The following is a 24,448-nucleotide window of genomic DNA, read 5'->3' as shown; positions in this document are numbered from 1 at the left end:
GGTGGCCAAGAGTCGCGTGACGGCCAAGATGTGCGGGGCGGCCAAGAGGCGCGGGGCGCTCAAGAGGCGCGGGATGTGAAACGCGGGAGCCGCCGGACGGCGGCCCCCGCGTGGGTGCGGGACGGGATCAGTTCTCGGCGTGCTGCTGCTTGTTGGGGGAGGCGTGGAGGCTGCCCGCGTGCGCCTTCAGCGACGGATCGCGGCTGGATTTGATCAGGCTGGCGACCGTCGTGATGATCAGGATGCCGATGATGACGCCGAGCGAAACGGGCGTCGACACCTCGGGAACCGCGTCGCTGATGTCCTTGTGGGCCCAGTGCAGGACCAGCTTGACGCCGATGAAGGCGAGGATCAGCGACAGGCCCGTGGAGAGGTACACGAGGCGGTCCAGCAGGCCCTTGACCAGGAAGAACAGGGCGCGAAGGCCGAGTAGGGCGAAGGCGTTGGCGACGAAGACGATGTACGCCGACTCGGTCACGCCGAACACCGCGGGAATGGAGTCGAGGGCGAACAGCAGGTCGGTGCCGCCGATGGCGAGTAGCACCAGGAACAGCGGCGTGACCATGCGCTTGCCGTCGATCCGGGTGACCATCTTGCCGTCGACGTAGTCGTCGGTCACCGGCAGGAGTCGGCGGCCCGCCTTGACCAGGGCGTTCTCACCGACGTCGGGATCCTCGTCGCGGTGTCGGAAGAGCTGCACCGCGGTGTAGAGCAGGATCAGGCCGAAGATCAGGAACATGAACGAGAACGCGCTGAGCAGGGCGGCGCCGAGCGCGATGAAGATGACCCGGAGAACCAGCGCGATGATGATGCCGAAGGTGAGCACCTCTTGCTGGTATTTCTCGGGCACCGCGAAGGTGGTCATGATGATGACGAAGACGAAGAGGTTGTCGACCGACAGGCTCTTCTCGACGATGTAGCCGGCGAAATATTCGGTGCCGTGGCCCCAGCCGTAAACACTCCCGAAGACGATGCCGAAGACGATGGCGACGGCGATGTAGAAGATCGACCAACCGGCGGCCTCGCGGAAGCCGACGACGTGTGGACGGAGCACCCCGAGAGTCAAATCGAGGGCGAGCAGGGCGACGATGACACCGATGGTGACGATCCACCCGAGCGCGGAGACCTCAAGCATGCTTCACAGGATCTCCAAAGATTCTGCAAACATGCTGAGAAACGGCCTCATCCGACGAGGAATGAGCGCTTCGCGAGGCCCATCCAGAAGCCGTCGATCGGCTGCGCGGGTGCCTGCGTCGGGTCCTCTGATGCACCGAGAGTGAGGAACATCGGCGCGAAATGTTCGATCGTCGGGTGCGCGTAGGGCATGCCGGGCGCGCGGTCGCGGAAGTCGGCGAGCTCGTCGACGGCGCCGCGGGAGAGGGCCTCGGCGGCCCACGCGTCGAACTCTCGAGACCAGCCGGGCGCGGCCGCCTCGGGGCGCCAGTCGCGCAGGAACGGCAGGCCGTGCGTGGTGAACCCGGAGCCGATGATCAGCACACCCTCGTCGCGCAGCGGAGCCAGTCGGCGGCCGAGGTCGAGCAGGTCGTCGGGCTCGAGGGTGGGCAGTGACATCTGCAGCACCGGGATGTCGGCGTCGGGGTACATGACGGTCAGCGGCACGTACGCACCGTGATCAAGTCCGCGGTCGGTCTGGGCGACGGTCTGGTGGTCGGGCATCAGTTTGCGCACCGATTCGGCCAGCTCGGGTGCGCCCGGGGCCCGGTACTGCACCTCGTAGTAGCGCTGGGCGAAGCCGCCGAAGTCGTAGACCAGCGGGACGGTGGCGGTGGCGCCGAGCATCAGCGGCGCGGACTCCCAGTGGGCCGACGCGACGAGGATCGCTTTCGGTCGCGGGAGGCCGGCGGCGAGCTCCTGCAGCTGCGCCACCCAGGTGGGGTCGTCGACCAGCGGCGGGGCGCCGTGGCTGAGGAAGAGGGCGGGCATCCGCATGGCAACCTCCGTTGAAGCTTCAACTATTTACCGGGCAAGCGTACGCCGATTTATTTGACGGTGCAACTAAACCCGGTATTGACGCGGAGGTGGCCACGTAATTACATCGAAACCAGGCCCGAACCCAGCGTCGCCGGTCCGTTACCGCTGGGTACCGAAGGCGAAGGGACCGCGCATGACCCCTCGAGGCGGCGATGCGCTCCGTCAACGTTGCCGGAGCGATCGCCGCCTCGCGGCAGGCGCGAGCCGATGACGGCCCGGGTCAATCCCCTCGTTCCGCGTGGCAGCTCCGCCGAACGGCCGTTCGAGGTGGTGGTCACCCCGGAGAACGCCGGCTGGGACTACAGCGGGCTGCGGGTGGTGCACCTGCCGGTCGGCGGCCGGGTCCGCTTCCCCACCGGCTGCGACGAGATGCTGGTCCTGCCCCTGTCCGGCGGCTGCGACGTGGCCTGTGACGACGAGCGTCTCACCCTGACCGGCCGCCGTTCGGTCTTCTCCCGGGTCACCGACTTCGCCTATCTGCCCCGCCAGACCCAGGTCACGCTGCGCGCCCCGAACGGGGGACGGTTCGCGCTGCCGGCCGCCCGTGCCGACCGGACCCTGCCGTTCCGTTACGGCCCGGCCGAGGACGTCGCGGTCGAGTTGCGCGGTGCCGGTCAGGCCAGCCGGCAGGTGAACGACTTCTGCACCCCGGAGACCTTCGAGACCGACCGGCTGATCGCCCGCGAGGTGCTCACCCCGGGCGGCAACTGGTCGTCGTACCCGCCGCACAAACACGACGAGCAGGGCGACGGCGAGAACAGCCTGGAGGAGATCTACTACTTCGAGGTGGCCGCCTCCCCGGCGGGTGGGCACGGGTGCGGATTCCACCGGGTGTACGGCCACCCGGACCGCCCGATCGACATCTGCGCCGAGGTGCGCACCGGCGACGTCGTGCTGATCCCGTACGGCTGGCACGGCCCGTCGATGGCCGCGCCCGGCTACGACCTGTACTACCTGAACGTGATGGCCGGCCCCGGTGAGCGGCGTCGGCTGGTCCGTGACGACCCGGCCCACGGCTGGGTGCGCGGGCGCTGGGCCGCCGAGCGGGTCGACTCCCGGCTGCCACTTACCTCGATCCGCGAAAAGAGGCGAGCGTGAAACAGCGGCTCACCGTCGGCCAGGCTGTCGTGCGTTTCCTGGCCAACCAGTGGACCGAGCGGGACGGCGTCGAGCAGCGGGCGGTGGCCGGCTTCCTCGGCATCCTCGGGCACGGCAATGTGGCCGGAATCGGTCAGGCGCTGCTGCAGGCGCAGCGCACCGGGTCACCCGACATGCCGTTCCGGCTGGCCCGCAACGAGCAGGCCATGGTGCACACGGCGGTCGGGTACACCAGGATGCGCAACCGGCTGTCGGCGATGGCGTGCACCGCCTCGATCGGTCCCGGTTCGACCAACATGCTCACCGGCGCGGCCCTCGCCACCGTCAACCGGCTGCCGGTCCTACTGCTGCCGTCGGACGTCTTCGCCTCCCGCGCCAGCAGTCCGGTGCTGCAGGAGTTGGAGGATCCGCGGGCCGGCGACGTCTCGGTCAACGACGCCTTCCGGCCGCTGTCGCGGTTCTTCGACCGCATCCAACGACCCGAGCAACTGCCACACGCCCTGCTCGGCGCGATGCGGGTGCTCACCGATCCGGTGGAGACCGGTGCGGTCACCCTCTGCTTACCCCAGGATCTTCAGACCGAGGCGTACGACTACCCGGACGAACTCTTCACGAAGCGGGTCTGGCACGTGCCCCGGCAGGCCCCGGATCCGCTCGCGGTGGAACGGGCGGCGGCCGTGATCCGTGGCGCGCAACGGCCGCTGATCATCGCCGGTGGGGGAGTGATCTACTCCGAGGCGTCGGCCGCCCTCGACCGGTTCGCGCGGGAGACCGGCATCCCGGTCGCCGACACCCAGGCCGGCAAGGGCGCGTTGAGCTGGGATCATCCGAACGCGGTGGGCGGGATCGGGGCGACCGGCAACCCGGTGGCCAACCGGCTGGCCCGCTACGCCGACGTGGTGATCGGGGTCGGTACCAGGTACAGCGACTTCACCACCGGGTCGCGGACCGCGTTCCAGCGGCCGGACGTACGGTTCGTCAATCTCAACGTGACCGGGTTCGACGCCGGGAAACTGTCCGCGCTGCCACTGGTCGGCGACGCCCGCGCCGGGTTGAACGCGTTGCTGCCGGCCCTGCACGGCCGCCGGTTCACCGGCGACTTCGGTGACGACGTGGCGGCCTGGCGGGCGGCTGTCGATCACGCGTACCGGGGCCGGGGAGCACCGGGGGAGTTGCCCACCCAGGCCGAGGTGATCGGCGTGGTGAACGAGGCCTGCGGCGCCCGCGACGTGGTCGTCCAGGCGGCCGGGAGTCTGCCCGGGGACCTGCAGCGGCTGTGGCGGGCGCGGGACCCGAAGCAGTACCACGTCGAGTACGGATACTCCTGCATGGGCTTCGAGATCGCCGGTGCCCTCGGGATCAAGCTCGCCGAACCCGGCCGCGAGGTGTTCGCCCTGGTCGGCGACGGGTCCTATCTGATGATGGCGCAGGAGATCGTCACCGCGGTCGCCGAGGGTGTCAAACTCATCGTGATCATCGTGGAGAACCACGGGTTCGCGTCCATCGGTGGGCTCTCCGAACAGGTCGGGTCGCAGCGATTCGGTACCGAGTACCGGTACCGCAACCAGCGCAGCGGCGACTACGACGGGCCCCGCCTGCCAGTCGACCTGGCCGCCAACGCGGAGAGCCTGGGCGCGTCGGTGATTCGCTGCCGGAGCATCGCCGACCTGGTCGAGGGCATCAAACAGGCCCGCGAGGCGGAACGGCTGACCGTGCTGCACATCGAGACCGACCCGGCCCCGTCGGCGCCCGCGTCCGAGTCGTGGTGGGAGGTGCCGGTGGCCGAGGTGGCCACGCTGCACAGCACCCGTGACGCGCGGGCCGAATACCTGGCCGGCAAACGCGACCAGCGTCATCACCTGCGGCCCGGTGCCATCTGACAGCACCGAGGGCGCGACGACGCCTCTCGCGTGGCGGGAGAGCGGGTGGCCGTATCCCCGCATGGTTTTGATCTTGGTGGGCGGAGGCCGTGAGTCTTCCAGCGGCCTCCGCCACCGCGGTCAGTGGGGCAGGACCAGGACCTGGCCGGGGAAGATCCGGTCCGGGTCGGTGATGATGTCGCGGTTGAGGTTGAAGATGTCGCGCCAGCGGCTCTCGTCACCGAGCTGCTCGCGGGCGATCCTGGACAGTGAGTCGCCGGCCTTGACCGTGTAGAGCTTCGGGATCGGGCCGGTCGGCTGGGCCGGCGGCAGGAAGAGGACCTGGCCGGGGAAGATCCGGTTGGGGTTCTGGATGGTGGCCCGGTTGAGCACGAAGATCTCCGGCCAGCGGGCCTCGTCGCCCAGCCGCTCCCGGGCGATCTTGGCGAGGCTGTCGCCGCGCTGGACCGTGTAGGTGCGCGGCTTCTGGCCGCCGGGCAGGACGCCGGCCAGGCGCAACAGGTCGGCCAGCTCGAACGTGCCGGGCTTCTCCGACGGGAGCGTCGGTTTCCAGCCGGGCTGCTTGAGAATCGAGTCCTCGCTGCGCCGCACCAGGCCGACGAGCACCTCGGCGACGATCGTGCTGCCGACCGGGCCCAGATGTGCGCCGTCGTGGAACGCCTTCGCCTCGGCCAGCACGTAGTACCAGAGCGGGGTCCGGGTCAGGAACTCGCTCTCGTCCAGCGCGGCCCGCTGGGCGTCACTGCCCGCCGCCTGCCGGATCTGGTCCTTGCTGAGCACCGGGACCCCGAGCAGATCGGCGACCGCCTGGCCGGTGGGCAGCCGCAACCGGTAGCCGCGTAGCAGGTTGCGGACCGCGAGCCGGCCCGCGTCGGCCGGTGCCTCGGGCTCGCCGGTGGTCTTCTTCAGGCGGAACAGCGCGCCGCCGCCGAGCGCGGCCAGATTGGTGTCGATCTTGCGGGTCTTCATCACGGCGTCGCCCGAGCCGACGATGTTCTCCCACTCGATGATCCAGTTCTCCGGCAGGTTCTCGGCCGGTTCCAGACCGATCTCCTCACCCAGCTGCCCGCTCAGCGCGGTGAACACGAACAGCAGATCGAGGCTGCCCGGCGGTCGGGTGTTCGTCCGGAAGTTCGAGTTGAAGTTGTAAAGGCTACGAACCATCGAATGACCGAAACGGTACGCCGCGACGGCGAACTCGATCGGCATGAAGAACGGCTCGGCGTGCGGGTTGAACCATTTGTTCCCGTGTACGACCACGTCGTCCACGATCTTCTTGTCGGCAACCTTCTTGAGGAAGTCCTGCACCACGACGTGCTGATAGTGCTGGCGCAGTACCCGGCGGGCGTCACGGAACGACAACCCCTGGTCGATCAATTTGTTGTGCGCCTTCAGGAATGCCACGTGCAACTGCGAGATGATCGTGTTCTCGTCGTTGCGCGGGTCGCCGATCAGTGCCGCCCGGTCGAACTTCGGATCGGCGTTGCGCGGCTCGCGGGGCAGATCGTTGTCGTCGCCCTTGCCCTTGGGTCGGGCCAGCGGCGGCGGGTTCGGGTTCGGCGGGTTCTGCAGCGTGATCTTGTGGACCTTGCCGATCAGCATCCGATCGTTGTTGTTCGGGTCGCGCGGGGCCGGCGCACCGTAGAGGCTGTCCAGGTCCAGTTGGGCGGTCCGCTGGTTGCGCAGCACCTTGCGGATCTGCTCCGGCGACAGCGGTGCCATCCCGGGATCCAGCAGCACCGCCATGCTGCCGGAGCCGAGGCCGGCCGAGGCGTCGTCGATCTCCAGCGTGATGTCGTGATCGATGAACTGGCCCAGATAGGTGTAGGCGGCCGGGATCGGGCTGTCGTCCGGCCGGCTGTCGTCGTCGGTCATCGCCTGGCCCAGCCGCTTCAGCTTGGCCGGAGTGTCCGGTAACCGTGGCAGCAGGTTCGCCTCGTCCTCCTGCAACGTCGGGAAGAGCAGGTCGAAGGGGTGGGTGGCGACCGGCGGCGCGAGGGCGAACGCCAGTGGTGATCGGGCGGCGAAGTCGGCGAGTTCCCGCTTGGCCCGGTCGATGTCTGAATCGGAGATCGAGCGGCCGTGTCCGAGACGAGGCATGGTGATTACCTACGCTTTCGTTAGCCTGATTTCGGCGCATTTTGCACATGCCGGATCGCGAAATGGCCGAATCATTCGGTGTCTCTCAGCGGCAACCCTAGGCATCGGCCGTGCGCGGCACGGACAACTGCTTGACACCTGGCGGCGCTGTTGTTGGCAAATAGTGCCAACAAAAACATGTATCAGGCGATCCCCCGAGCGGGGGTCAGTGCGTACGTAATCCGTCGAACGCTAGATCGGAAACGGTGTCGGCAATGGACTCCGGGGCGCCGCGTTCCGGTTTGTACCATTCGATGAGCGAATTCACCATGCCGAAGATCAGTCGGGCCGCGGTCGCCGGATCCACGTCGGCGCGCACACCACCTTCCGACTGCGCCTGCTTGACCAGGTCGGTGACGATCCGGTCGAACGCCCGGCGGCGGGCCACGGCGTGCTGCTCGGCCGCCGTGTTGCCGTGCACCCGCAGCAGCAGGGTGACGAACTCCAGACGCTCGGCCAGCACCAGGACGCTGCGCCTGATCAGGCGCCTCAGTCGTACGGTCGCCGGGTCCGGACTCTCGACGGCCTCCCGAGCGGCCTCCTCCAGTGCGCCGAGCGCCCGGTCCACGGCCATCGTGAGCAGTTGTTCCTTACTGCTGACGTGGTGGTAGAGCGTCGACTTGGTGATCCCGAGCGACTCGGCGATGTCGAACATGCTGGTCGCGTCATACCCGTGGGTGTTGAACAGCCGGACGGCGGCGGTCAGCACCGCGCTCTGATCATGGCCTGGTCGGCCCCTGCGGCGGCTGTTCTCCATCAGCAGAACCTAGCCCCTTGATTTACCGACCGATCGGGCGGTTAATGGAGGGCATGACGAGTCCCGCTGAGCTCTACCAGACCCATCGCGAGTTGCTGGACCGCGCGATCTCGGCGGCCGCGGCACGTGACTACTGGTCGGCGTTCCCCGAGTCACCCAGCAAGAAGGTCTACGGCGAGGAGGCCGCTCCGGCCGGCGACCGGGCCTTCACCGCACTGCTCGGCAAGCCGTTCCCGGTCGACGTGCCCGGCGCCGTCGGCACGGTCGCCACCGAGCGCTCGCCCTACGGCATCGAGCTGGGCGTCAGCTACCCCAAGGCCGACCCGCTCGCCCTCGTCGCGGCCGCCCGCGCCGCGGTCCCCGGCTGGCGCGCCGCCGGGCCCACCGGCCGGGCCGGAGTCGCCGCCGAGATCCTCACCCGCCTGCACGCCCGCGTCTTCGAGCTGGCCCATGCCGTCCAGCACACCACGGGTCAGGCCTTCGTGATGGCGTTCCAGGCCGGTGGCACCCACGCCCTCGACCGTGGTCTGGAGGCGGTGGCCTGCGCGCTGTCGGCCACCACCCGGATGCCCGGCGGCTCCTCCTGGACCAAGGGCGACCTCGCGATGGAGAAGACGGCGACGGTCGTCGGCCGGGGTGTCGGCCTGGTCATCGGCTGCACCACCTTCCCCACCTGGAATGGTTTTCCCGGCCTGTTCGCCGGCCTCGTCACCGGCAACCCGGTGATCGTCAAGCCACACCCGGGCGCGGTGCTGCCGCTCGCCATCACCGTGCAGGTGTGCCGCGAGGTCCTCACCGAGGCCGGGCTCAACCCCGATGTGGTGACGCTGGCCGCCGAGGAGCCCGGTGACCACATCGCCGGCACCCTGGCCACCCACCCCGACGTGCGGATCGTCGACTTCACCGGGTCCAGCGAGTTCGGCGACTGGCTGGAGGCCAACGCCCGGCAGGCCGTCGTCTACACCGAGAAATCGGGGCTCAACACGGTCGTCGTCGACTCCACCGACGACTACCAGGGGCTGCTGCGCAACCTGGCCTTCTCACTGTCTTTGTACAGCGGTCAGATGTGCACCACCCCGCAGAACATCCTGGTCCCGCGTGACGGCATCGAGACCGACGCCGGGCATCGTGACGTCGCCGAGTTCGGGGCCGACCTGTCGGCGGCGCTGGGCAAGCTGCTCGGTGACCCGCGGCGGGCCGCCGGGACGCTCGGGGCGATCGTCAACGACGGGGTGCTCGGGCGGCTCGAGGAGGCCGCGTCCGGGCCCGGAGTGCTGCATCCGTCGACTGCCGTCAGCGATGAGCAGTTCCCCGGGGCGGTCATCCGGACTCCCGTGGTGGTCCGGCTCGACGCCGCCGATGAGAAGGTCTACACCCGCGAGTGCTTCGGGCCGGTGTCGTATCTGATCACCACCGACTCCACCGAGCACAGCCTGGCCCTCTTCGTCGAGACCGTGCGGGCACACGGGGCCTTGTCGGCGCTGGTGCACTCGTCCTCGCCGGAGGTCATCGAGGCGGCCCGGGAGGCGGCGCTCGACGCCGGGGTGCACCTGTCGGAAAACCTGACCGGTGGCGTGTTCGTCAACCAGACCGCGGCCTTCAGCGACCTGCACGGCACCGGGGCCAACCCGGCGGCGACGGCCTCGCTGACCGACGACTGGTTCGTGGCCGGGCGCTTCTACACACTCCAGTCCCGCCGGCACGTGGCCGCCTCATGACCGCTGCATCCGCTTCTGACTCGTCGCCGGCTTCGGTCTCTGGCTCGTCGGCGGCTCCGGCGGGGCCTTCCGGATCCGCCTCTTCCTTGTCTGCGGGTTCCTTGCCAGCTTCCGCTTCCGCCCCCGCTTCCGCTGATTTGCCGTCGTTTGTTGCATTTGAGGCGGCGATTGCGCGGGATCAGCGGATCGAGCCGGCTGATGAGATGCCGGAGGGGTATCGGAAGACGATGATCCGGCAGATCGCGCAACATGCGCACTCCGAGATCATCGGCATGCAGCCGGAGGGGGAGTGGATCACCCGGGCGCCCACGCTGCGTCGCAAGGCGATCCTGCTAGCCAAGGTGCAGGACGAGGCGGGGCACGGGCTGTACCTCTACTCGGCGGCCGAGACTCTCGGCGCCGACCGAGGTGACCTCACCCAGCGGCTCATCGAGGGCCGGCAGAAATACTCGTCGATCTTCAACTATCCGACCCTGTCGTTCGCCGACGTCGGGGTGATCGGGTGGCTGGTCGACGGCGCCGCGATCTGCAACCAGGTCCCGCTCTGCCGCAGCTCCTATGGGCCGTACGCGCGGGCGATGATCCGGATCTGCAAGGAGGAGTCGTTCCACCAGCGGCAGGGTTACGAGCTGCTGATGACCATGATGCGTGGCACGGCCGAGCAGCGGGCCATGGTTCAGGACGCGGTCGACCGCTGGTGGTGGCCGTCGCTGATGATGTTCGGGCCGCCCGACGCCGAGTCACCCAACACGGCGCAGTCGATGGCCTGGAAGATCAAACGGCACACCAACGACGAGCTGCGGCAGCGGTTCGTCGACATGTCCGTGCCGCAGGCCGAGGCGCTCGGCGTCACCCTGCCCGACCCCGAGCTGCGGTGGAACGCCGAGCGTGGCCACCACGACTTCGGGCAGCCCGACTGGGCCGAGCTGAAACGGGTGATCTCCGGCGGCGGGGCGATGAACGAGCAGCGCATCAGGCGTCGGCGCGAGGCTGACTCCGATGGTGCGTGGGTGCGCGAGGCGGCCGCGGCACACGCGGCGAAAGGGATGTCATGACCAGTCACGAGTGGCCGCTGTTCGAGGTGTTCGTGCGGGCCAAGCGCGGCCTCAACCACGTGCACGTCGGGTCGCTGCGGGCGGCCGATCACGAGATGGCGTTGCACCACGCCCGTGACCTCTACACCCGGCGCAACGAGGGCGTCAGCATCTGGGTGGTCAGGTCCGACGCGGTCGTGGCCAGTGACCCGGCCACCAAGGAGTCGTTCTTCGAACCCAGCGGCGACAAGGTGTATCGGCATCCCACGCACTACGCGATCCCCGACTCCGTACCGCACATCTGAGGAGCCGGCCATGGCCTTCGACGACGCCTACGACGCGCTCACCGATCATGAGGACGATGCCCGCTGGGCCTACGGGACCGGGTTCAGCGACCCGCTCGCCGGAGTCACCGCCGACCTGCCGGACGGGGTGGACCGGGCCGACCTCACCGCGTACTGCCTGATGCTCGGCGACGACGCGCTGATCCTGTCCCACCGGCTGCAGCAGTGGGTCACCCGCGCGCCCGAGCTCGAGGACGAGCTGGCCCTCGCCAACATCGGCCTCGACCTGCTCGGCCAGGCCCGGCTGCTGCTCACCCGTGCCGGGATGGCCGAGGGGCGAGGCCGCGACGAGGACGAACTCGCCATGCGCCGGTCACTCTCGGAGTTCCGTAACGTGCGGCTGGCCGAGCGGGCCGACGACGACTTCGCGCACCTGGTGGCGCGGCTCTGCGCCTTCTCGGTGTGGCGGCTCGAACTGCTGCAGCGGCTCAGTGGGTCAACGGATCCGATGCTCGCGGCCATCGCGGCCAAGGGCGTCAAGGAGGTGACCTATCACCGGGACTACGCGGCCCAGTGGGTGGTCCGGCTCGGCGACGGGACCGATCTGTCCCATCAGCGGATGACGACGGCGATCGACGCCCTGACGCCGCTGCTCGGCGAGCTGTTCGAGCCGCATCCGGTGGAGAGCCGGCTCGCCGGGGCGGGCGTCGCCGTGGACCCGGCCGGGTTGCGGGCCACGTTCGACGAGGTCTGGGCGTATGTCCTGACCACCGCGACACTCGGCCCGGCGGCGCCGGTCTCCTCCTCGGCCCACACCGATGGGCGGGACGGGCTGCACGGGCCCGAGTTGGGGGAGATCCTCGACGAGATGCAGGGGCTGGCCCGGTCGGTGCCCGGGGGTGCCTGGTGACGGCGACCGCGGCCGACGTCGTCGCGTCCGTGGTCGATCCGGAGCTGCCCATGCTCACGCTGGCCGAGCTGGGGATCGTCCGGGACGTCCGGCAGGACGACGGCGGCGTGCTGGTGACCATCACGCCGACCTACTCGGGGTGCCCGGCGATGGAGACGATCCGGGCCGACATCCGGGTGGCGCTGCGGCGAGCCGGATTCGGGCGGGCCGAAGTGCGTACCGTGCTGGCGCCCGCCTGGACCACCGACTGGATCAGCGAGACCGGTCGACGCAAGCTCGCCGAGGCCGGGATCGCCCCGCCCGGCACGGCACCGAGCCGTGCCGCCGGGCCGATCCCGCTCAGCCTCGGTGTGCGGACCGCGGTCGGCTGCCCCCGGTGCGGGCAGCCGTCGACCGAGGTGCTCGCCGCGTTCGGCGCCACCGCCTGCCGTGAGCTGCGGCGATGCCCCGCCTGCCGGGAACCGTTCGAACACGTGCGGGAGATCTGACATGCCATTCCACCCGCTGCGGGTCGCCGCGATCGACAGGCTGTGCGCGGACGCGGTCGCTGTCACGTTCGAGGTTCCGGCTTCGTTGTCGGCGGCGTTCCGGTTCAGCCCTGGACAGTCGCTCACCGTGCACCGCGATGGTGAACGGCGTACCTACTCGATCTGTGCTCCTGTCGGGTCCGCGCCGCGGATCGGTGTGCGGGAGGTGCCCGGCGGCCTGATCTCCCGGTGGATGGTGCACGATCTCCGGGTCGGTGATCTGGTCGAGGTCGCGCCGCCGTCGGGGACGTTCACTCCGGACCTGGCTGCCGGCGGGCACCATGTGCTGATCGCGGCCGGGTCCGGGATCACGCCTGTTCTGTCGATAGCCGCGTCCCTGCTGGAGGGGGTGACGGCCGGTCCATCACGGGCGGGCGGGTGGCTGGATCGGGCGGCGCCGCATCTGCGGTCTCCGGTGCCGGCCGGGCTTGCCGGGTCATCGTCGGCTTCGCCGGCCGCTGGGCTTCCCGGGTCGGTTTCGGATGGGGCTCGGGTCACGCTCTTCTATGGCAACCGGCGGGCCGACACCGTCATGTTCGCTGAGGAACTGGCCGACCTGAAAGACCGGTATCCGGACCGGCTCGAACTCGTGCACGTGCTCTCCCGGGAAGCGCGGGAGTCCGAGTTGTTCAGTGGGCGCCTCGACGCCGCGCGACTACGGGAGCTGGTGCCGCTCCTGACCGATGTCGAGGCGGTCGACCACTGGTGGCTGTGCGGGCCGTTCGGGATGGTCACCGACGCCACCACGGTGCTCGGTGAGCTCGGGGTGCCGGCCGGGCGGGTGCATCGGGAACTCTTCTGGGTGGACGAGGCTCCGCCACCGCCGGTCCGACCAGAGGCGCTCGTGGACGGGCCGATCTGCGAGGTCACCGTGGTGCTGGATGGGCGCAAGACGACCGTACCGGTGCCGGAGGGTGTGACGCTGCTCGACGGAGCGCAGAAGTCGCGGCCGGACCTGCCGTTCGCCTGCAAGGGCGGGGTTTGCGGCACCTGCCGGGCCCGGGTGACCGACGGTGCGGTGACGATGCGGCGGAACTTCGCGCTGGAGGAGGCCGAGGTCGAGGCCGGGTTCGTGCTGACCTGCCAGTCCCTTCCCGCCGCGGCGAAGGTGGTGGTCGACTTCGATCAGTGAGCCGCGGAAAACGCGTATCGGGCCGGGTCCGGGTCGGTGCAGAATCGGCCGGATGCGGATCAGAGAGGCACGGTTCGAGGATCTGCCGGCGTTGCAGGAGATCGAGCGGGCGGCCGGGGTGCTGTTCCGTGAGATCGGGATGCCGGAGATCGCCGACGACGAGCCGTTCCCGATCGAGGTGCTGTCCGGTTATGTGACCGCGGGGCGGGCCTGGGTCGCCGTCGGGCCGGATGTCGACGCCGGACCGGTGGGCTATCTCATCGCGGATCTGCTGGACGGGAACGTCCACGTCGAGCAGGTTTCGGTTCATCCGCGCTTCTCCCGGCGTGGGGTCGGGCGGCTGCTGATCGATCGTGCCGCGGAACACGCGGTGCGGGTCGGTGCGCCGGCGCTCACCCTGACCACCTTCGCCGATGTGGTGTGGAACGCGCCCTATTACCGGCGCTGCGGCTTCGAGGTGATGGACGACGCGGTGGTCATGCCGGAGCTGCGGGCGGTGCGGGAGCACGAGGCGGCTGCCGGGCTCGATCGCTGGCCCCGGGTGTGTATGCGGCGGCGACTCCAGGTGGATGGTTTGCCGCACTCTTCTGGATGAAATGTCCGAAAGCGACGGCGATTTGCGGATTTGTGGGTATCGGTTGTCGCCAGGATGGGCCGGAGAATGTAGCCGGCACCGGGAGAGAGCGATGAACAAGTCCCTGACCTTTCGCGTCATCAGCGGCGTCATCGTCGCTTCCACACTGCTCGTCGTGCCCGCCACCGCGACCGCGGCGGTTCGTGAGCTGACCCGCCCGACGCCCGTGGACAGCGGCCGCCCGGCAACGACCGCTACCGCTACCGCCGCCACCGGCGGCTCCGTCGTCACTGCTGCCGCGACCGGCGGCTCGGTCGCCACTGTCGCCGGCGGGCCGGCGGGAACCAGCACCGTGGATGCCGGCCGGAGGAAGGCGGCGGCGCCTTCGGCCCAGATTGCCGCGAGCCTGCCGTTCCGGGTGTCCGTTCCCGGGGCCGCCGCGTCCGGTGTCTACACCTCGAACCAGGGAAACCCACAGGTCGCCGTCACTCTCAAGGTGGCCGGACAGGCACCGTGCGGCATCCTCCAGGTGACCCGCAACGGACCCGCCGACGGCATCGAGTGGCACACCGTCGGAGCGTTGTGCAGCCCGGGGACGGCGACGTTCCGTACCCAGGTCAATCGCCTGTGGGGCAGTCGGGCCCTGCCGTCGATCCGCCTCTGCAACGGCGACAGTCTCGGCCTGGCCGAGGGCGTCGACTGCGACAGGTTCACCCCGCCGCGCGGCGCCTGACGAAAGCTGCCGCGCCTGGTGGCAGGCGCGTCAGCACAACATTCCGGTGACGCCCTCCGCGGCGATCCGGGCGTCGAGACGGGACCGGTCGAGGTTCGCGCACAGCACGATCGACGCCCCCGCCGTCAAAGGCGCCATCAGCCAGATCAGCGGCTCCTCACAGGCCGCCGTGTCGACCAGGATCCGGTCGCCCGCGCCGAAACCACGTGCCGCCGCGATGCCGGCCGCGGCTGCCCCGTACTCCCCGAAGGTCGTGCCGTCGACGGTGGCCGCCGCGCCCGCCTCGACCCCGCCCGGCGGTGGCGGCGGCACGCCGAGGCGTGCCCGCGCCGCCGGGGCGAAATCACGATAATCCGGGGGTACGTCCGGAGTCGGGCCACCGTCGGGCGCCAGCCCCAGCACGAACCGATGTCCGGCCGGTGGCACGTCCTCAAGCCAGCTGCCGACCCGCCGCCGCTCGACGAACGTGACGTCCAGCGTCGGCCCGGTGTCCGGCGACAGGCCGGCCGCACCCCAGCCCCGGAACGACACCTCGATCCCGGCCGCCCACGCCCCGAGCAGCACGGCCGCGGTCTGCCAATGCGGCGGCAGTAGTACTCCGGCCCGGCTGCCACGGCGCAGCCCACACCCGGTGGTCAGCAGGTCCGCCGTCGCGGCCGCCCAGGCGCCCAACTCGGCGGCGGTGAGCCTGGTCTGTTCACCGGTGGCGTCGTCGTAGAAGGTGATCAACCGAGCCGTCCGGGGTCAGGACTCCGAGCCGACCCGCTCGACCTCGCCGATGACGTCCCACAGGATCTGCGGGACACCAGGGGTGCCCTGCACGGTCGAGACCTTCTTATGGAAACCATTGCGGTACGTTACCGTCAGCTCGTAGACGTAGCGGTCGCAGCACGGGTTCTTCGGCTGGTAGGAGCCGCGCAGCCGCAGGAACTGGCGGGTGCTGACCATCCGCAGCGCCGGCCGGCCGTTCGGGGTGGCGCCGGTGACCACGAACGTGTCGTGACGCCCGGTGAAACCGCCGGAGCGGTCGAGTGTGATCGACGAGGCCAGGACCGGCGCCGCCGTGGCCGGTGCGGCCGGGGTGATCGTGGCGACGGCGCACGAGGCGACCAGCGCGGCGAGACTCGTGCGGATGATGGTGCGACGTTCCATGGCGTCCTCCGGTTGTCCGGCCCCGTTGTTCGGCGCCTGCAACCCTGACAACACCGGGCAAATCATGTTGGAAACGGACAATCATCCCCTCGGGAGGGTCAGGCCGCCTGGATCTGGTTGATCTCCCGCGCCTCGGCCGCATACCGGGCCAGCAGGTGGACCGTGCGCGGACCGGCCTCGCCGTCGGTCGGGAGTCCGGTCCGCGCCTGGAAGTAGCTGACCGCCTCGGCCAGCTCCGCCGGGTCCGGCCCGACCCGCACGCCGAGGTCGGCGAACAGTGCCCGCAGCACCTCCGGGTCCGCCGGCGGAACCGGCTCCGACCAGCCGATCAGGCCGCCGACGGCGTTGCCGACCAGGCTGAGCATTCCTCGTGCTGACATCGTGACCTCCCGTGTAGTGGGTGATCCCAGCATCTCCGCGTGACCTGTGCCGAACATCTGCCCACCGTCTCCAAACCCTGTGCGCCTCTGCGACTTTCGGCCGATCCGATGGGTCGGCCCGTGGTCGTCATCGCGCTCAACGCGGTCCCGCGGGTTCAGGAACCGGGTCGGCCGGCAAACCAGGCTTCAGCCGTCGGCTATCCGGACATTCCGGAAGCCCGATCGGCCGAAAGCGCACGGCCGGTCCGACTCGACGGGTTCAGCCCGCACCGTCGCACAGGGTGGACCGGGCCAGGATGACCAGCTCACGGGCGGCGGCATCGGGGAGCCCGTGCCCGGCCAGTTCCTCGACGACCGCCCGCCGCGGCTGTCCGGCGGCCAGCGCCGCGCACGCCTGCCCGCCCATCTCGGTGATCTCCTCATTTCGAAGATCCACCGTCGCGTCGGACAACCGCCCACGCACCGCGGCGACGAAGCGCTCATCCGAGGCCACCAACTCCGCGGCATCCGCCGACGCCGACGGCTCCATCAACGGCGCGGCCACCGCGTCACTCACCGCAGGCGTTGCGCCGGACGCTTCCGGATCAACCCAACGTGGTACGGGTGGCGAGCTCGCACATCCCGCGAGAACCGTGACGGCTGCCGCCGTCACGAGGCCGGCCGCCCATCGGTGGGTCTCCCGCGTCGTTCGGTGATTCGGCCGCGTCATCGGTCCCGGCGGCGTCATCGGGCCTCCCGCAAGTCGGTCGGCCGGCCCCGACGGAGCGCCGCGGCGGGCTCGCTGATCGTCGGACCGAACGGGCGTCGCTCCACTGTCGGCCGCGCCCGCCCGATCCGTCCGGCCGGGCGTTCGCCGAGAAGCCGGGTGCCGGTGGCCCGCGGCGGCCTCCCGTCGTGGTCGGCTCGACCGGGTGCCGCTGATGTGGGCGATTCGGGGATCGTGTGGGCGCCGACCGACTCTGCCGGATCGGGAACGAGGATTGATGCCGGATTGCCCGGGAATGGCTGGGGGAGAAACACCCGGCCGACCCTAGACGCCGGATCGGGGGTTCGGCGTTGCCGCGCCGGAGCCACCCGGACGGGCGACCGGCGGGCACAGCGAAGTCACAGACGGCTCACCGCTGCGGAACAACCTTCGGGCGCAGAGTCGATCACATGACGGACCTGATGACGCGCCCCTCCCGGAATGACGACCAGGCCGGCGGCGGCCACGATGCGCGGAGCCCGTACGGGCGGCATCGGGTCACCTACGACCTCCCGCCGACGCATGTTCCGCCGATGATGGTCGGCACTCCGCGTGATCCCCGGTGGATGAAGCGGATCGCGGGCGGCGCGGCGATCCTGGTGCTGATCGCCGGCGGCGGCGCGGGCGGGGCGTACCTCGCCGAGGACTATCTGGGTTCCAGCCCGGCCCAGGCCGCGGCCGTTTCCGCGGCGACGATCACCGAAACCTCCGACCTGGCCCCGATTGTGGCGAAGGTCCAGCCCAGCATCGTGACGGTCCTGGTCGACAGCGCCCGATCGTCGTCCCTGGGCTCCGGTGTGATCCTCTCCGCCGACGGCCTGATCCTGACCAACAACCACGTGATCGAATCCGACGGCTCGGTCAGCGTGCGACTGTCCGACGGCCAGACCGTACCGGCCGAGGTGGTCGCCACCGACACCACACACGACCTGGCCCTGGTGCAGGCGACCGGCTTGACCGGCCTCACCCCGGTGACGTTCGCCACCGACGACAGCGTCGCGGTCGGCGACACGGTTCTGGCGTTCGGCGCTCCGCTCGGCCTGGAGGGCACCGTGACCTCAGGCATCGTCTCGGCTCTGAACCGCAGCGTGAACACCGGCGACGAGAAACTGTCCGGCCTGCTACAGACCGACGCCCCGATCAACCAGGGCAACTCCGGCGGCGCCCTGGTCGACACCTCGGGCCGGGTGATCGGCATCAACGTGGCGATCGCCACCGCGGGCGACAGCAGCGGCAGTGTCGGCCTCGGTTTCGCCATTCCCGCCGACACCGCTACCGCGGTCGTGAACCAGCTCCGCAGCCGGCTCTGACCCCTCGATCACTCCGCCCCTCGATCACTCCGTTGCGAACCGTTTCGAATTCCACTCCGCCGCGAGACGTCCTTTCCGTGGTGGCCCGGTTCTGAGCGGAAGGCTCCGCGCTGCGAGATGTCCTACTCCGATTTCGCCCGGCCCGTTCCTGCCGCGGATTCGTGACGTGGCGCCGCCGGACGTCGATCAGGCGCGGGTTCGGATCCGGTGTGGTGCAGCGGTGGTTGGGTCCAGGGGATCGCGGACCGGCCGTGACTTCGACTCCGGTATGGGCAGCCGCCCGCGCCGCCTCCATCACACCCGCCCGGGCCGGCGCCGCGCCCGGAGACTCCTGATCAGAAGTTGCGCCAAGTGTCGAACCACTCCTCGGCCACGGCGGAGGGGACTCCGGCTCGGGTGGCGAGTCCCAGGAAGGCCTCGCCGGCTTCTTCTCGGCGGATGGTGTCGAGGATGTCGAATTCGTCGTCGATGGTGTCGAGCCTTTCGACCAACTCCCGGAGTGCGGCCTTGACGAGGTCGGTGGCCGGGTCGGCCACGCCTCCAGGGTGGGTCACCGCCGCCCGGGCAGCCGGCGGATCCGAGACGGCGGTAACGAGAGCGGACGCAGCAGCGGGCAAGGAATCGGCGGCTGGCGAAGAGGCGGCGGGCGAGAAATCGGCGGCCGGCGACGAGGCGGTGGATGAAGCGGTGGCGGGTGAGGGATCGGCGGCCGGCGACGAGGCGGTGGATGAGGAAGCGCCGTTAGGTGAGGAGACGGAGGAAGCGCGCGTGATGGCTTTCAGCGCCTTGGCGTAGGCCTTGCATACGGCGGCGCCGGCTGCCGTATGGTCGTCGGCCCAGTCTCGGAACGGGTTGTCCATGTTGGCGGCCAGCCATGTGTCGGACTTGGCGCCCAGCAGGTGCAGGGTCGTCGGGGACCTCCGGAAACGGGTGCGCAAGCCCCGGGCGGTCGAGCCTCGCAGGCCGTGGATCAGCAGGTCGTCCAACGGCAGGTCGGGAAGGGTGTCGGCGGCCAACCCGTAAGCGTCGAACATCTCCAGCAATCGCAGCCGGGGAAGTGCCGTCAGCGCGGTCGGATGGTCCAGGCGGCCGGGGGCGGCCGTCCAGCGCAGCGTGACGGTATGTGCCGCCGGGAAGGCGCCGACCGTGTCGGCGGAGAGCGCGCCGGCGCCGCTGACCGACACCGAGCGGACCTGGGACAGGCCGTCGGGTGCCACCGTCGCCGGGGTCGCGGAGACGATGTCGAGATGCAGCCCGCGACCCTCGTCGTGGGCATGAACCGTGCGCACGGACACGCCGCCGGTCGCGGGTGCCGGGCCGTCGATGGTGAGGGTGCGGGTGCGGGGTTGCAGGCGGAGAGTGCGGAGGGCGGCGCCGGTGATCCGGAGGCCGGTCACCCGGGTCTGCGACAGGTCGACCGACTCGGGGGCGTCGAGCCAGGTCAGTGTGGTGATCTGGGGATGCCGCTGGAGGGCCGCCGTCAAGCCTCGATCGGGGCCGGACCAGCTGATCTCGGTGCAGCGGGGCAGGCGGGTCAGCACCGTCCAGTCCATCGGGCGGGCGGTGGGGTAGGACGTCAGGTCGAAGCAGCCCAGGGCGGTCGTCTCGGTCTGCGGGCTGGAGCCCAGGTCGACGAGCACCGGGTCGGTGCCGCGGGACAGCCGGCGGGCGGCTCGGACCTCCTCGGGTAGGTCGGCCCACTCACGGTCCAGGATGGTGGCGATGAACGGCCAGTCCCAGCCGGAGATGCTGTTCACCTCGGCGGGCACACCCGGTGGCACCGGGAGGTTGCCGAGCCAGGTGAAATCAGGTGGCAGCTAGACCCACCCCCTGACAGAAAAAGGTGGATCACCGTGAGTGATCAGAGGGTGGCGCGGAACTCCGGCCAGTGGCCCCAGAAACGCTCGACCTCTTCGATCACGGACTGCAGCCCGGCGGCGACCTCGCGCGGGACCGGGGTGCCGTCGTCGAACTTCGGCACGGATGGCAGATAGTAGAGACCACCGCGTACACCAGGCTCGACGCCCAGGGTCAGGATGTGTCCGTCCATCTCGAACTGGGTCGCGAACCGTCGGCTGCGTACGATCGCGCCGGTGTGGTGACGCGCCTCGCGGGGCTGCAGTGCCTGGACCGTCATGATCTGCTCCTTACGTTTCCTCACGAACCAGGACGTGACCCTGGTAACAGTGAGTACGCATGGGGCGGGTGAGACGTTCAGCCCTCGGCGTCCCATTTCGCCAAATGGGCGTTGGCCGCCCGGGCCGCCGCCGCGTGCCCGGGAAGCTCGACCACCTCGACGCCCGCGGCGATGAGCAGCGCGACGCCTTCGCAGGTGACGAAGAGGTCGGGTTCGCGCCAGGCGATGACGACCCGCGGGATGCCGGCCGCGATGATCAGACCGGTGCACGTGGCGTGTGGGCGGCCGGCGCGTTTGGAGCAGGGTTCGAGCGTGCTGTACATGGTGGCGGTGCGCAGCCGGGCGGGGCTGTCGACGCGCTGGAGGGCCGACTCCTCGGCGTGGACCTGTGGGTCGCAGTCGCGGGACCAGCCGTTGGCGAGCTCGATGCCGTCACCGTCGACGATGACCGCGCCGACCGAGAACGCCGACGTGGACGCCGGGCAGCGGTCGGCCAGCTCGATCGCGCGGCGCATCCACCGATGGTCGTCCATGCTGCTCCCCGTCGTGCGACCCTGGTCCGAATCAGCACACTACTCCCGGCCTTCGTTGTGCCCGCCTCCCAGAATGGACGCCGTGACAGATCTTGCCGAGTCGACCCGCCAGGCCGTCCAGAAGCTGGCACCGAACCGTCACGGCGTCGTCGTCGCCGCGCTGACCGCCGACCGTACCGAGGTCTGTTCGTCAGGCGGGCTGACCGTCGACTCGCGGCTGGAGATCGGTTCGGTGAGCAAGGTGTTCACCAGCCTGGTCCTGGCCCGGCTGGTCGAGGCCGGTGAGGTACGGCTGGACCAGCCGCTGCACGACTTCCTGCCGGCGCCGGCCGGGATCACGCTGCGGCATCTGGCCACCCACACCTCGGGGCTGCCGCGCCTGCCGAAGGGGATGCTGCTCAAGGCGCTGCTGCGGCCGAACACCCCGGATCCGTACGCGGACTGCACCGCCGACTACCTGATCGCCAACCTGTCCCGGATCCGCCCGGCCCCTCCGGGCACCCGGTTCCGGTATTCGAACCTGGGCGCCGGCCTGCTCGGGCTGGCGCTGGCCCGGCACACCGGCCTGTCCTACGGCGACCTGGTGGCCCGCGAGATCACCACCCCGCTCGGCCTGACCGGCACCGGTGTCGGCGGGCCGGTGGAGCCGGAACACGACGCGAAGCTGCGTCCGGTGCAGCCGTGGAACATGGCCGACCTGGCCGGTGCGGGTGGTCTGCGGTCCACCACCACCGACCTGATCGCGTTCGTCCGCGCGCATTTCGAGGAGTCGCCGATCACCGCGGCGGTGGGGCTGGCGCTCGACGTCGAACACCGGGTCAACCCGTTCCTGACCGTGCGCCTGGGCTGGATGGCCCAGCGGCTGCACGACAAACTCGGCGGTCACCTGCAGATCTATCACAACGGGCAGACCGGCGGGGCGTTCGCGTTCGTCGGGTTCGACCGGGCGAAGCGGGTGGGTGTGGTGGTGCTCAGCGATACGTCGCGGATCGTCGACGGCCCGGCCATGGACCTGCTACGCGAGCTCCAATCAAGCGAGCACCAGTCAAGCGAGCACCAGTCAGGGCAGTGACAGCCGGCGCATCGACCTGACGTACCGCTGGGTGGCGAACTCCTGGGCCAGCGTGGTGAGCGGACCGCCGAGCCGGGCCAGGGCGCTCGCCGGCCGGGAGAACGCGGTGATCCGGAACCGGATCCGGCCCGCCTCGGTCAGGTGCAGCACGAACGCCTCCTCGCCGCGCTCCGGGTGGCCGTCCAGGGTGCCGTAGGCGAAACCCTGCCGGTCCGGCTGGTCGATCCGGTAGACGACCCGGCACGGCGCGGTCAGCCGCAACGGTCCGGCGCCGATCCGGATCACCACCGGCAGACCGGGTACGGCCGGCGCGCGCGTGCCGACGGTCAGCCCCGCGCCCCGATGCATCCGGAACGTCAGCAGCGCCTCGGCGGCCCGCTCGAAGACGTCGCGCCCCGCGCCCACTTCGACGTCCCGGAGCACGTGCCGGTAACCCGCGGGCAGCGGAGCGTCCCGGGTCGCACCGACCTCGGGATATGTGAACGGGCCGTCCAGCAGCACCGATTCACCGTAGATCACCCTCGCCATTGATCGGCGTCTTATAGAAGAATGCAATTCGCGAGTGGAGCGCTGAACCGCGGAAAGATCGACATGGTTATGACAGTCGGTGGGGCTTAGCTGATCTATTGGCAAGGGGTACGGGGATGGCCGCTCACGAACCACTCGGCAGGGAGTACCTGCTGCACGAGGAGATCGGCCGCGGCGCCGTTTCGGTGGTGCGGCGCGCGACCAGCCGGCACGGCGGCCCGCCGCTGGCGGCGAAACTGCTGCGCCCGGAGCTGGCGGGCGACCACCGGGTCCGTGAGCTGTTCCTCCGTGAGGAGGCGGCGCTGCGCGCCCTGAGCCATCCGGCCATCGTGCGCCAGCGTGACCTGATCGTCGAGGGCGGCACCCTGGCCCTGGTCATGGAGTATGTGGACGGTCCCAACCTGCGCCGCTATCTGTCGATGCGGGGCGGCCGGCTCACCCCACCCGAGGTCGTGGTGGTGGCCGCGCAGGCCGCCGCCGCGCTGGCCTTCGCACACGAGCGGCGGGTCGTCCACCTCGACCTGAAGCCGGAGAACCTGCTGATCGTGCGCGGTTCGACGCCGCCGGAGATCCGGATCACCGACTTCGGGGTGGCCGTGCTGCTCGGCGGCGCGCACCACTCGGTCGCCGGCGGCACCCCCGGCTACACGGCGCCGGAGATCTTCCAGGGCGGCCCGCCGACCCCGGCCGCCGACGTGTGGTCGCTGGGTGTGCTGCTGCTGGAGCTGACCACCGGCCGTCCGGACGGTGACCCGTCGGCGCTGCCCGGACCGCTCGGCCCGGTGGCCCGTGACTGTCTGGCCGCTGATCCCCGCCGCCGCCCGCCGGCCGCCCGGGTGGCCGCCTACCTGGGACAGTTCGCGGCGCAGGCGCGGGGCATCCCGCCGGTCGCGCCGGTGTCCGGGCACCCGATGGGTGACGCCGAGCCGGTCACGTTGGCGCTCGGGTTCCCGCCGCCGCAGCTGCCGCAGCCGACCTATCCGCCGCCCGCGCCGCCGCAGCCGCCGAGGGCCGCGTTCATCGGGCCGCGGGACACGATCGGGACGTGGGCCGGCCGGCTGCCGTCGGGCGCGGGGCAGCCGCCGCCGGAACCCCCGAAGCGGGCGCGTTGGCGCCGGGGACCGCTGATCACCCTGGCCGCGGCGGTCGCGGTCGCCGCCGTGGTGACCGGGCTCAACCTGACCACCCAGGCCGACGCGCGCACCGGCAACCTGGTCACCCAGGTCAGCATCCCGCCCGCGGTCACCCCGGTGGAGAAGGGCACCGGGACGTTGCCGCCCACCAACGACGTGGCCCTGCCGCCGCTGAACACCCCGGCCGCCGAGCGGCTGCGGGTCACCATGGCCGGCAAGGTCGACGACGGGGCGGGCACGCTGGCCATCTCGATCCGGGACGGGCAGGCCATCGCGTACATCTGCGACGGCGACCGGCTGGAGGCCTGGCTGAAGGGCACCGCGAAGAACGGGCTGCTCAGCCTCTCCGGCAAGAACAACACGAAGATCAGCGGCCTGTTCGACGCCCGGCGCGCGGCGGGTGAGGTGACGTTCGAGGGCAGGGCGCACCGGTTCGAGATCGGCGTGGTGCGCAAGCCGTCCGGGCTGTACCGGCTGAGCAGCCAGGTCGGCGGCGCCAAGGTCAACGGCTCGTGGATCGTGTTGCCGGACGGGCGGCAGGTGGGTGTGCTGCTGCGCGGCGAGACCCCGGGCCCGGCGCCGCTGCTCGACCTGACCGGGCGCAGCACCACCGTCGACGGTGCGACGGTCACCGGCGCGACCACCATCGACGTGGACACCGGGGAGGGATTCTGAGGCCC

At 70.4% G+C, this 24,448-nt stretch carries 25 protein-coding genes; 13 read left to right on the top strand and 12 right to left on the bottom strand.

The window, feature by feature from the left end:
* Positions 1-127 precede the first annotated feature (127 nt).
* Both Q0Z83_RS26955 and Q0Z83_RS26950 read right to left on the bottom strand, forming a co-directional pair.
* Complete coding sequence (locus tag Q0Z83_RS26955; RefSeq protein WP_317796793.1) at positions 128-1,135, bottom strand: TerC/Alx family metal homeostasis membrane protein; 1,008 nt, start codon at positions 1,133-1,135, stop codon at positions 128-130.
* 47 nt (positions 1,136-1,182) lie between these two features.
* On the bottom strand, positions 1,183-1,950 hold the full coding sequence (locus Q0Z83_RS26950; protein ID WP_317796792.1) for a dioxygenase family protein: 768 nt from the start codon (positions 1,948-1,950) through the stop codon (positions 1,183-1,185).
* 249 nt (positions 1,951-2,199) lie between these two features.
* Here Q0Z83_RS26950 and iolB point away from each other — a divergent pair, with 249 nt between their 5' ends.
* Both iolB and iolD read left to right on the top strand, forming a co-directional pair.
* A complete protein-coding gene (gene iolB, locus Q0Z83_RS26945) occupies positions 2,200-3,090 on the top strand; it encodes a 5-deoxy-glucuronate isomerase (protein ID WP_317796791.1) in 891 nt (296 codons plus the stop codon).
* Positions 3,087-4,970, top strand: coding sequence for a 3D-(3,5/4)-trihydroxycyclohexane-1,2-dione acylhydrolase (decyclizing) (gene iolD, locus Q0Z83_RS26940; protein ID WP_317796790.1), 1,884 nt, complete (start codon positions 3,087-3,089; stop codon positions 4,968-4,970). The genes iolB and iolD overlap by 4 nt, the downstream gene beginning before the upstream one ends.
* 120 nt (positions 4,971-5,090) lie before the next feature.
* Here the strand turns inward: iolD and Q0Z83_RS26935 are convergent, their stop codons facing one another.
* Both Q0Z83_RS26935 and Q0Z83_RS26930 read right to left on the bottom strand, forming a co-directional pair.
* On the bottom strand, positions 5,091-7,070 hold the full coding sequence (locus Q0Z83_RS26935; RefSeq protein WP_317796789.1) for a LysM peptidoglycan-binding domain-containing protein: 1,980 nt from the start codon (positions 7,068-7,070) through the stop codon (positions 5,091-5,093).
* A 205-nt stretch (positions 7,071-7,275) separates the two neighbouring features.
* Complete coding sequence (locus Q0Z83_RS26930; RefSeq protein WP_317796788.1) at positions 7,276-7,866, bottom strand: TetR/AcrR family transcriptional regulator; 591 nt, start codon at positions 7,864-7,866, stop codon at positions 7,276-7,278.
* Positions 7,867-7,919: 53 nt separating this feature from the next.
* Here Q0Z83_RS26930 and paaN point away from each other — a divergent pair, with 53 nt between their 5' ends.
* The 8 genes from paaN to Q0Z83_RS26890 all read left to right on the top strand — a co-directional run bounded on the left by paaN (position 7,920) and on the right by Q0Z83_RS26890 (position 14,778).
* On the top strand, positions 7,920-9,584 hold the full coding sequence (gene paaN, locus Q0Z83_RS26925; RefSeq protein ID WP_317796787.1) for a phenylacetic acid degradation protein PaaN: 1,665 nt from the start codon (positions 7,920-7,922) through the stop codon (positions 9,582-9,584).
* The gene (gene paaA, locus Q0Z83_RS26920) at positions 9,581-10,639 is read left to right on the top strand and encodes a 1,2-phenylacetyl-CoA epoxidase subunit PaaA (RefSeq protein ID WP_449701861.1); all 1,059 of its coding nucleotides are present in this window, start codon (positions 9,581-9,583) and stop codon (positions 10,637-10,639) included. Before paaN ends, paaA begins: the two co-directional genes overlap by 4 nt.
* A complete protein-coding gene (paaB, locus tag Q0Z83_RS26915; RefSeq protein ID WP_317796785.1) occupies positions 10,636-10,923 on the top strand; it encodes a 1,2-phenylacetyl-CoA epoxidase subunit PaaB in 288 nt (95 codons plus the stop codon). The genes paaA and paaB overlap by 4 nt, the downstream gene beginning before the upstream one ends.
* A gap of 10 nt (positions 10,924-10,933) precedes the next feature.
* Positions 10,934-11,812, top strand: a complete 879-nt coding sequence (gene paaC, locus Q0Z83_RS26910; protein WP_317796784.1) for a 1,2-phenylacetyl-CoA epoxidase subunit PaaC — start codon at positions 10,934-10,936, stop codon at positions 11,810-11,812.
* On the top strand, positions 11,806-12,300 hold the full coding sequence (gene paaD, locus Q0Z83_RS26905) for a 1,2-phenylacetyl-CoA epoxidase subunit PaaD (RefSeq protein WP_317797137.1): 495 nt from the start codon (positions 11,806-11,808) through the stop codon (positions 12,298-12,300). Before paaC ends, paaD begins: the two co-directional genes overlap by 7 nt.
* Position 12,301: 1 nt before the next feature.
* Positions 12,302-13,471, top strand: a complete 1,170-nt coding sequence (locus Q0Z83_RS26900; protein ID WP_317796783.1) for a 2Fe-2S iron-sulfur cluster-binding protein — start codon at positions 12,302-12,304, stop codon at positions 13,469-13,471.
* A gap of 52 nt (positions 13,472-13,523) precedes the next feature.
* Entirely contained in the window at positions 13,524-14,066 is a 543-nt protein-coding gene (locus tag Q0Z83_RS26895) for a GNAT family N-acetyltransferase (RefSeq protein WP_317796782.1), read from the top strand.
* A gap of 91 nt (positions 14,067-14,157) precedes the next feature.
* The gene (locus Q0Z83_RS26890; protein WP_317796781.1) at positions 14,158-14,778 is read left to right on the top strand and encodes a hypothetical protein; all 621 of its coding nucleotides are present in this window, start codon (positions 14,158-14,160) and stop codon (positions 14,776-14,778) included.
* Positions 14,779-14,808: 30 nt separating this feature from the next.
* Here the strand turns inward: Q0Z83_RS26890 and Q0Z83_RS26885 are convergent, their stop codons facing one another.
* The 4 genes from Q0Z83_RS26885 to Q0Z83_RS26870 all read right to left on the bottom strand — a co-directional run bounded on the left by Q0Z83_RS26885 (position 14,809) and on the right by Q0Z83_RS26870 (position 16,866).
* Positions 14,809-15,507 (bottom strand): TIGR03089 family protein, encoded by a 699-nt coding sequence (locus Q0Z83_RS26885; protein ID WP_317796780.1) that lies wholly within the window; start codon positions 15,505-15,507, stop codon positions 14,809-14,811.
* A 15-nt stretch (positions 15,508-15,522) separates the two neighbouring features.
* Positions 15,523-15,930, bottom strand: a complete 408-nt coding sequence (locus tag Q0Z83_RS26880) for a hypothetical protein (protein ID WP_317796779.1) — start codon at positions 15,928-15,930, stop codon at positions 15,523-15,525.
* Positions 15,931-16,028: 98 nt separating this feature from the next.
* On the bottom strand, positions 16,029-16,310 hold the full coding sequence (locus tag Q0Z83_RS26875) for a peptidoglycan-binding protein (RefSeq protein WP_317796778.1): 282 nt from the start codon (positions 16,308-16,310) through the stop codon (positions 16,029-16,031).
* 259 nt (positions 16,311-16,569) lie between these two features.
* Complete coding sequence (locus Q0Z83_RS26870) at positions 16,570-16,866, bottom strand: DUF732 domain-containing protein (RefSeq protein ID WP_317796777.1); 297 nt, start codon at positions 16,864-16,866, stop codon at positions 16,570-16,572.
* A gap of 599 nt (positions 16,867-17,465) precedes the next feature.
* On the opposite strand from Q0Z83_RS26870, the gene Q0Z83_RS26865 reads away from it, so the two are divergent.
* On the top strand, positions 17,466-18,365 hold the full coding sequence (locus Q0Z83_RS26865) for a S1C family serine protease (protein WP_317796776.1): 900 nt from the start codon (positions 17,466-17,468) through the stop codon (positions 18,363-18,365).
* 335 nt (positions 18,366-18,700) lie between these two features.
* On the opposite strand, the gene Q0Z83_RS26860 is transcribed toward Q0Z83_RS26865, so the two are convergent.
* From Q0Z83_RS26860 to Q0Z83_RS26850, 3 genes are all read right to left on the bottom strand, one after another.
* Positions 18,701-20,122 (bottom strand): hypothetical protein, encoded by a 1,422-nt coding sequence (locus tag Q0Z83_RS26860; RefSeq protein ID WP_317796775.1) that lies wholly within the window; start codon positions 20,120-20,122, stop codon positions 18,701-18,703.
* Positions 20,123-20,226: 104 nt separating this feature from the next.
* A complete protein-coding gene (locus tag Q0Z83_RS26855; RefSeq protein ID WP_317796774.1) occupies positions 20,227-20,502 on the bottom strand; it encodes a hypothetical protein in 276 nt (91 codons plus the stop codon).
* A 77-nt stretch (positions 20,503-20,579) separates the two neighbouring features.
* A complete protein-coding gene (locus tag Q0Z83_RS26850; RefSeq protein WP_317796773.1) occupies positions 20,580-21,035 on the bottom strand; it encodes a deaminase in 456 nt (151 codons plus the stop codon).
* A gap of 82 nt (positions 21,036-21,117) precedes the next feature.
* On the opposite strand from Q0Z83_RS26850, the gene Q0Z83_RS26845 reads away from it, so the two are divergent.
* Entirely contained in the window at positions 21,118-22,107 is a 990-nt protein-coding gene (locus Q0Z83_RS26845; RefSeq protein WP_317796772.1) for a serine hydrolase domain-containing protein, read from the top strand.
* Here Q0Z83_RS26845 and Q0Z83_RS26840 read toward each other — a convergent pair.
* The gene (locus Q0Z83_RS26840; RefSeq protein ID WP_317796771.1) at positions 22,096-22,626 is read right to left on the bottom strand and encodes a DUF1990 family protein; all 531 of its coding nucleotides are present in this window, start codon (positions 22,624-22,626) and stop codon (positions 22,096-22,098) included. The two genes, Q0Z83_RS26845 and Q0Z83_RS26840, sit on opposite strands and share 12 nt — an antisense overlap.
* Before the next feature lie 125 nt (positions 22,627-22,751).
* On the opposite strand from Q0Z83_RS26840, the gene Q0Z83_RS26835 reads away from it, so the two are divergent.
* The gene (locus Q0Z83_RS26835) at positions 22,752-24,443 is read left to right on the top strand and encodes a serine/threonine-protein kinase (protein WP_317796770.1); all 1,692 of its coding nucleotides are present in this window, start codon (positions 22,752-22,754) and stop codon (positions 24,441-24,443) included.
* Positions 24,444-24,448: the final 5 nt, after the last annotated feature.

This window comes from Actinoplanes sichuanensis (assembly GCF_033097365.1).
GTDB classification, from domain to species: domain Bacteria; phylum Actinomycetota; class Actinomycetes; order Mycobacteriales; family Micromonosporaceae; genus Actinoplanes; species Actinoplanes sichuanensis.
This window is presented reverse-complemented; position numbering and strand designations above follow the sequence as displayed.

Bases quoted from the DNA above. Each gene is read 5' to 3' on its own strand.
- paaA (WP_449701861.1), top strand. From the start codon at position 9,581: ATGACCGCTGCATCCGCTTCTGACTCGTCGCCGGCTTCGGTCTCTGGC.
- Q0Z83_RS26835 (WP_317796770.1), top strand. From the start codon at position 22,752: ATGGCCGCTCACGAACCACTCGGCAGGGAGTACCTGCTGCACGAGGAG.
- Q0Z83_RS26890 (WP_317796781.1), top strand. From the start codon at position 14,158: ATGAACAAGTCCCTGACCTTTCGCGTCATCAGCGGCGTCATCGTCGCT.
- Q0Z83_RS26955 (WP_317796793.1), bottom strand. From the start codon at position 1,135: ATGCTTGAGGTCTCCGCGCTCGGGTGGATCGTCACCATCGGTGTCATC.
- Q0Z83_RS26935 (WP_317796789.1), bottom strand. From the start codon at position 7,070: ATGCCTCGTCTCGGACACGGCCGCTCGATCTCCGATTCAGACATCGAC.
- Q0Z83_RS26875 (WP_317796778.1), bottom strand. From the start codon at position 16,310: ATGTCAGCACGAGGAATGCTCAGCCTGGTCGGCAACGCCGTCGGCGGC.
- Q0Z83_RS26950 (WP_317796792.1), bottom strand. From the start codon at position 1,950: ATGCGGATGCCCGCCCTCTTCCTCAGCCACGGCGCCCCGCCGCTGGTC.
- paaN (WP_317796787.1), top strand. From the start codon at position 7,920: ATGACGAGTCCCGCTGAGCTCTACCAGACCCATCGCGAGTTGCTGGAC.
- Q0Z83_RS26900 (WP_317796783.1), top strand. From the start codon at position 12,302: ATGCCATTCCACCCGCTGCGGGTCGCCGCGATCGACAGGCTGTGCGCG.
- iolB (WP_317796791.1), top strand. From the start codon at position 2,200: ATGACGGCCCGGGTCAATCCCCTCGTTCCGCGTGGCAGCTCCGCCGAA.
- Q0Z83_RS26855 (WP_317796774.1), bottom strand. From the start codon at position 20,502: ATGACGGTCCAGGCACTGCAGCCCCGCGAGGCGCGTCACCACACCGGC.
- paaB (WP_317796785.1), top strand. From the start codon at position 10,636: ATGACCAGTCACGAGTGGCCGCTGTTCGAGGTGTTCGTGCGGGCCAAG.
- Q0Z83_RS26880 (WP_317796779.1), bottom strand. From the start codon at position 15,930: ATGGAACGTCGCACCATCATCCGCACGAGTCTCGCCGCGCTGGTCGCC.
- Q0Z83_RS26850 (WP_317796773.1), bottom strand. From the start codon at position 21,035: ATGGACGACCATCGGTGGATGCGCCGCGCGATCGAGCTGGCCGACCGC.
- Q0Z83_RS26865 (WP_317796776.1), top strand. From the start codon at position 17,466: ATGACGGACCTGATGACGCGCCCCTCCCGGAATGACGACCAGGCCGGC.
- Q0Z83_RS26895 (WP_317796782.1), top strand. From the start codon at position 13,524: ATGCGGATCAGAGAGGCACGGTTCGAGGATCTGCCGGCGTTGCAGGAG.
- Q0Z83_RS26930 (WP_317796788.1), bottom strand. From the start codon at position 7,866: ATGGAGAACAGCCGCCGCAGGGGCCGACCAGGCCATGATCAGAGCGCG.
- paaC (WP_317796784.1), top strand. From the start codon at position 10,934: ATGGCCTTCGACGACGCCTACGACGCGCTCACCGATCATGAGGACGAT.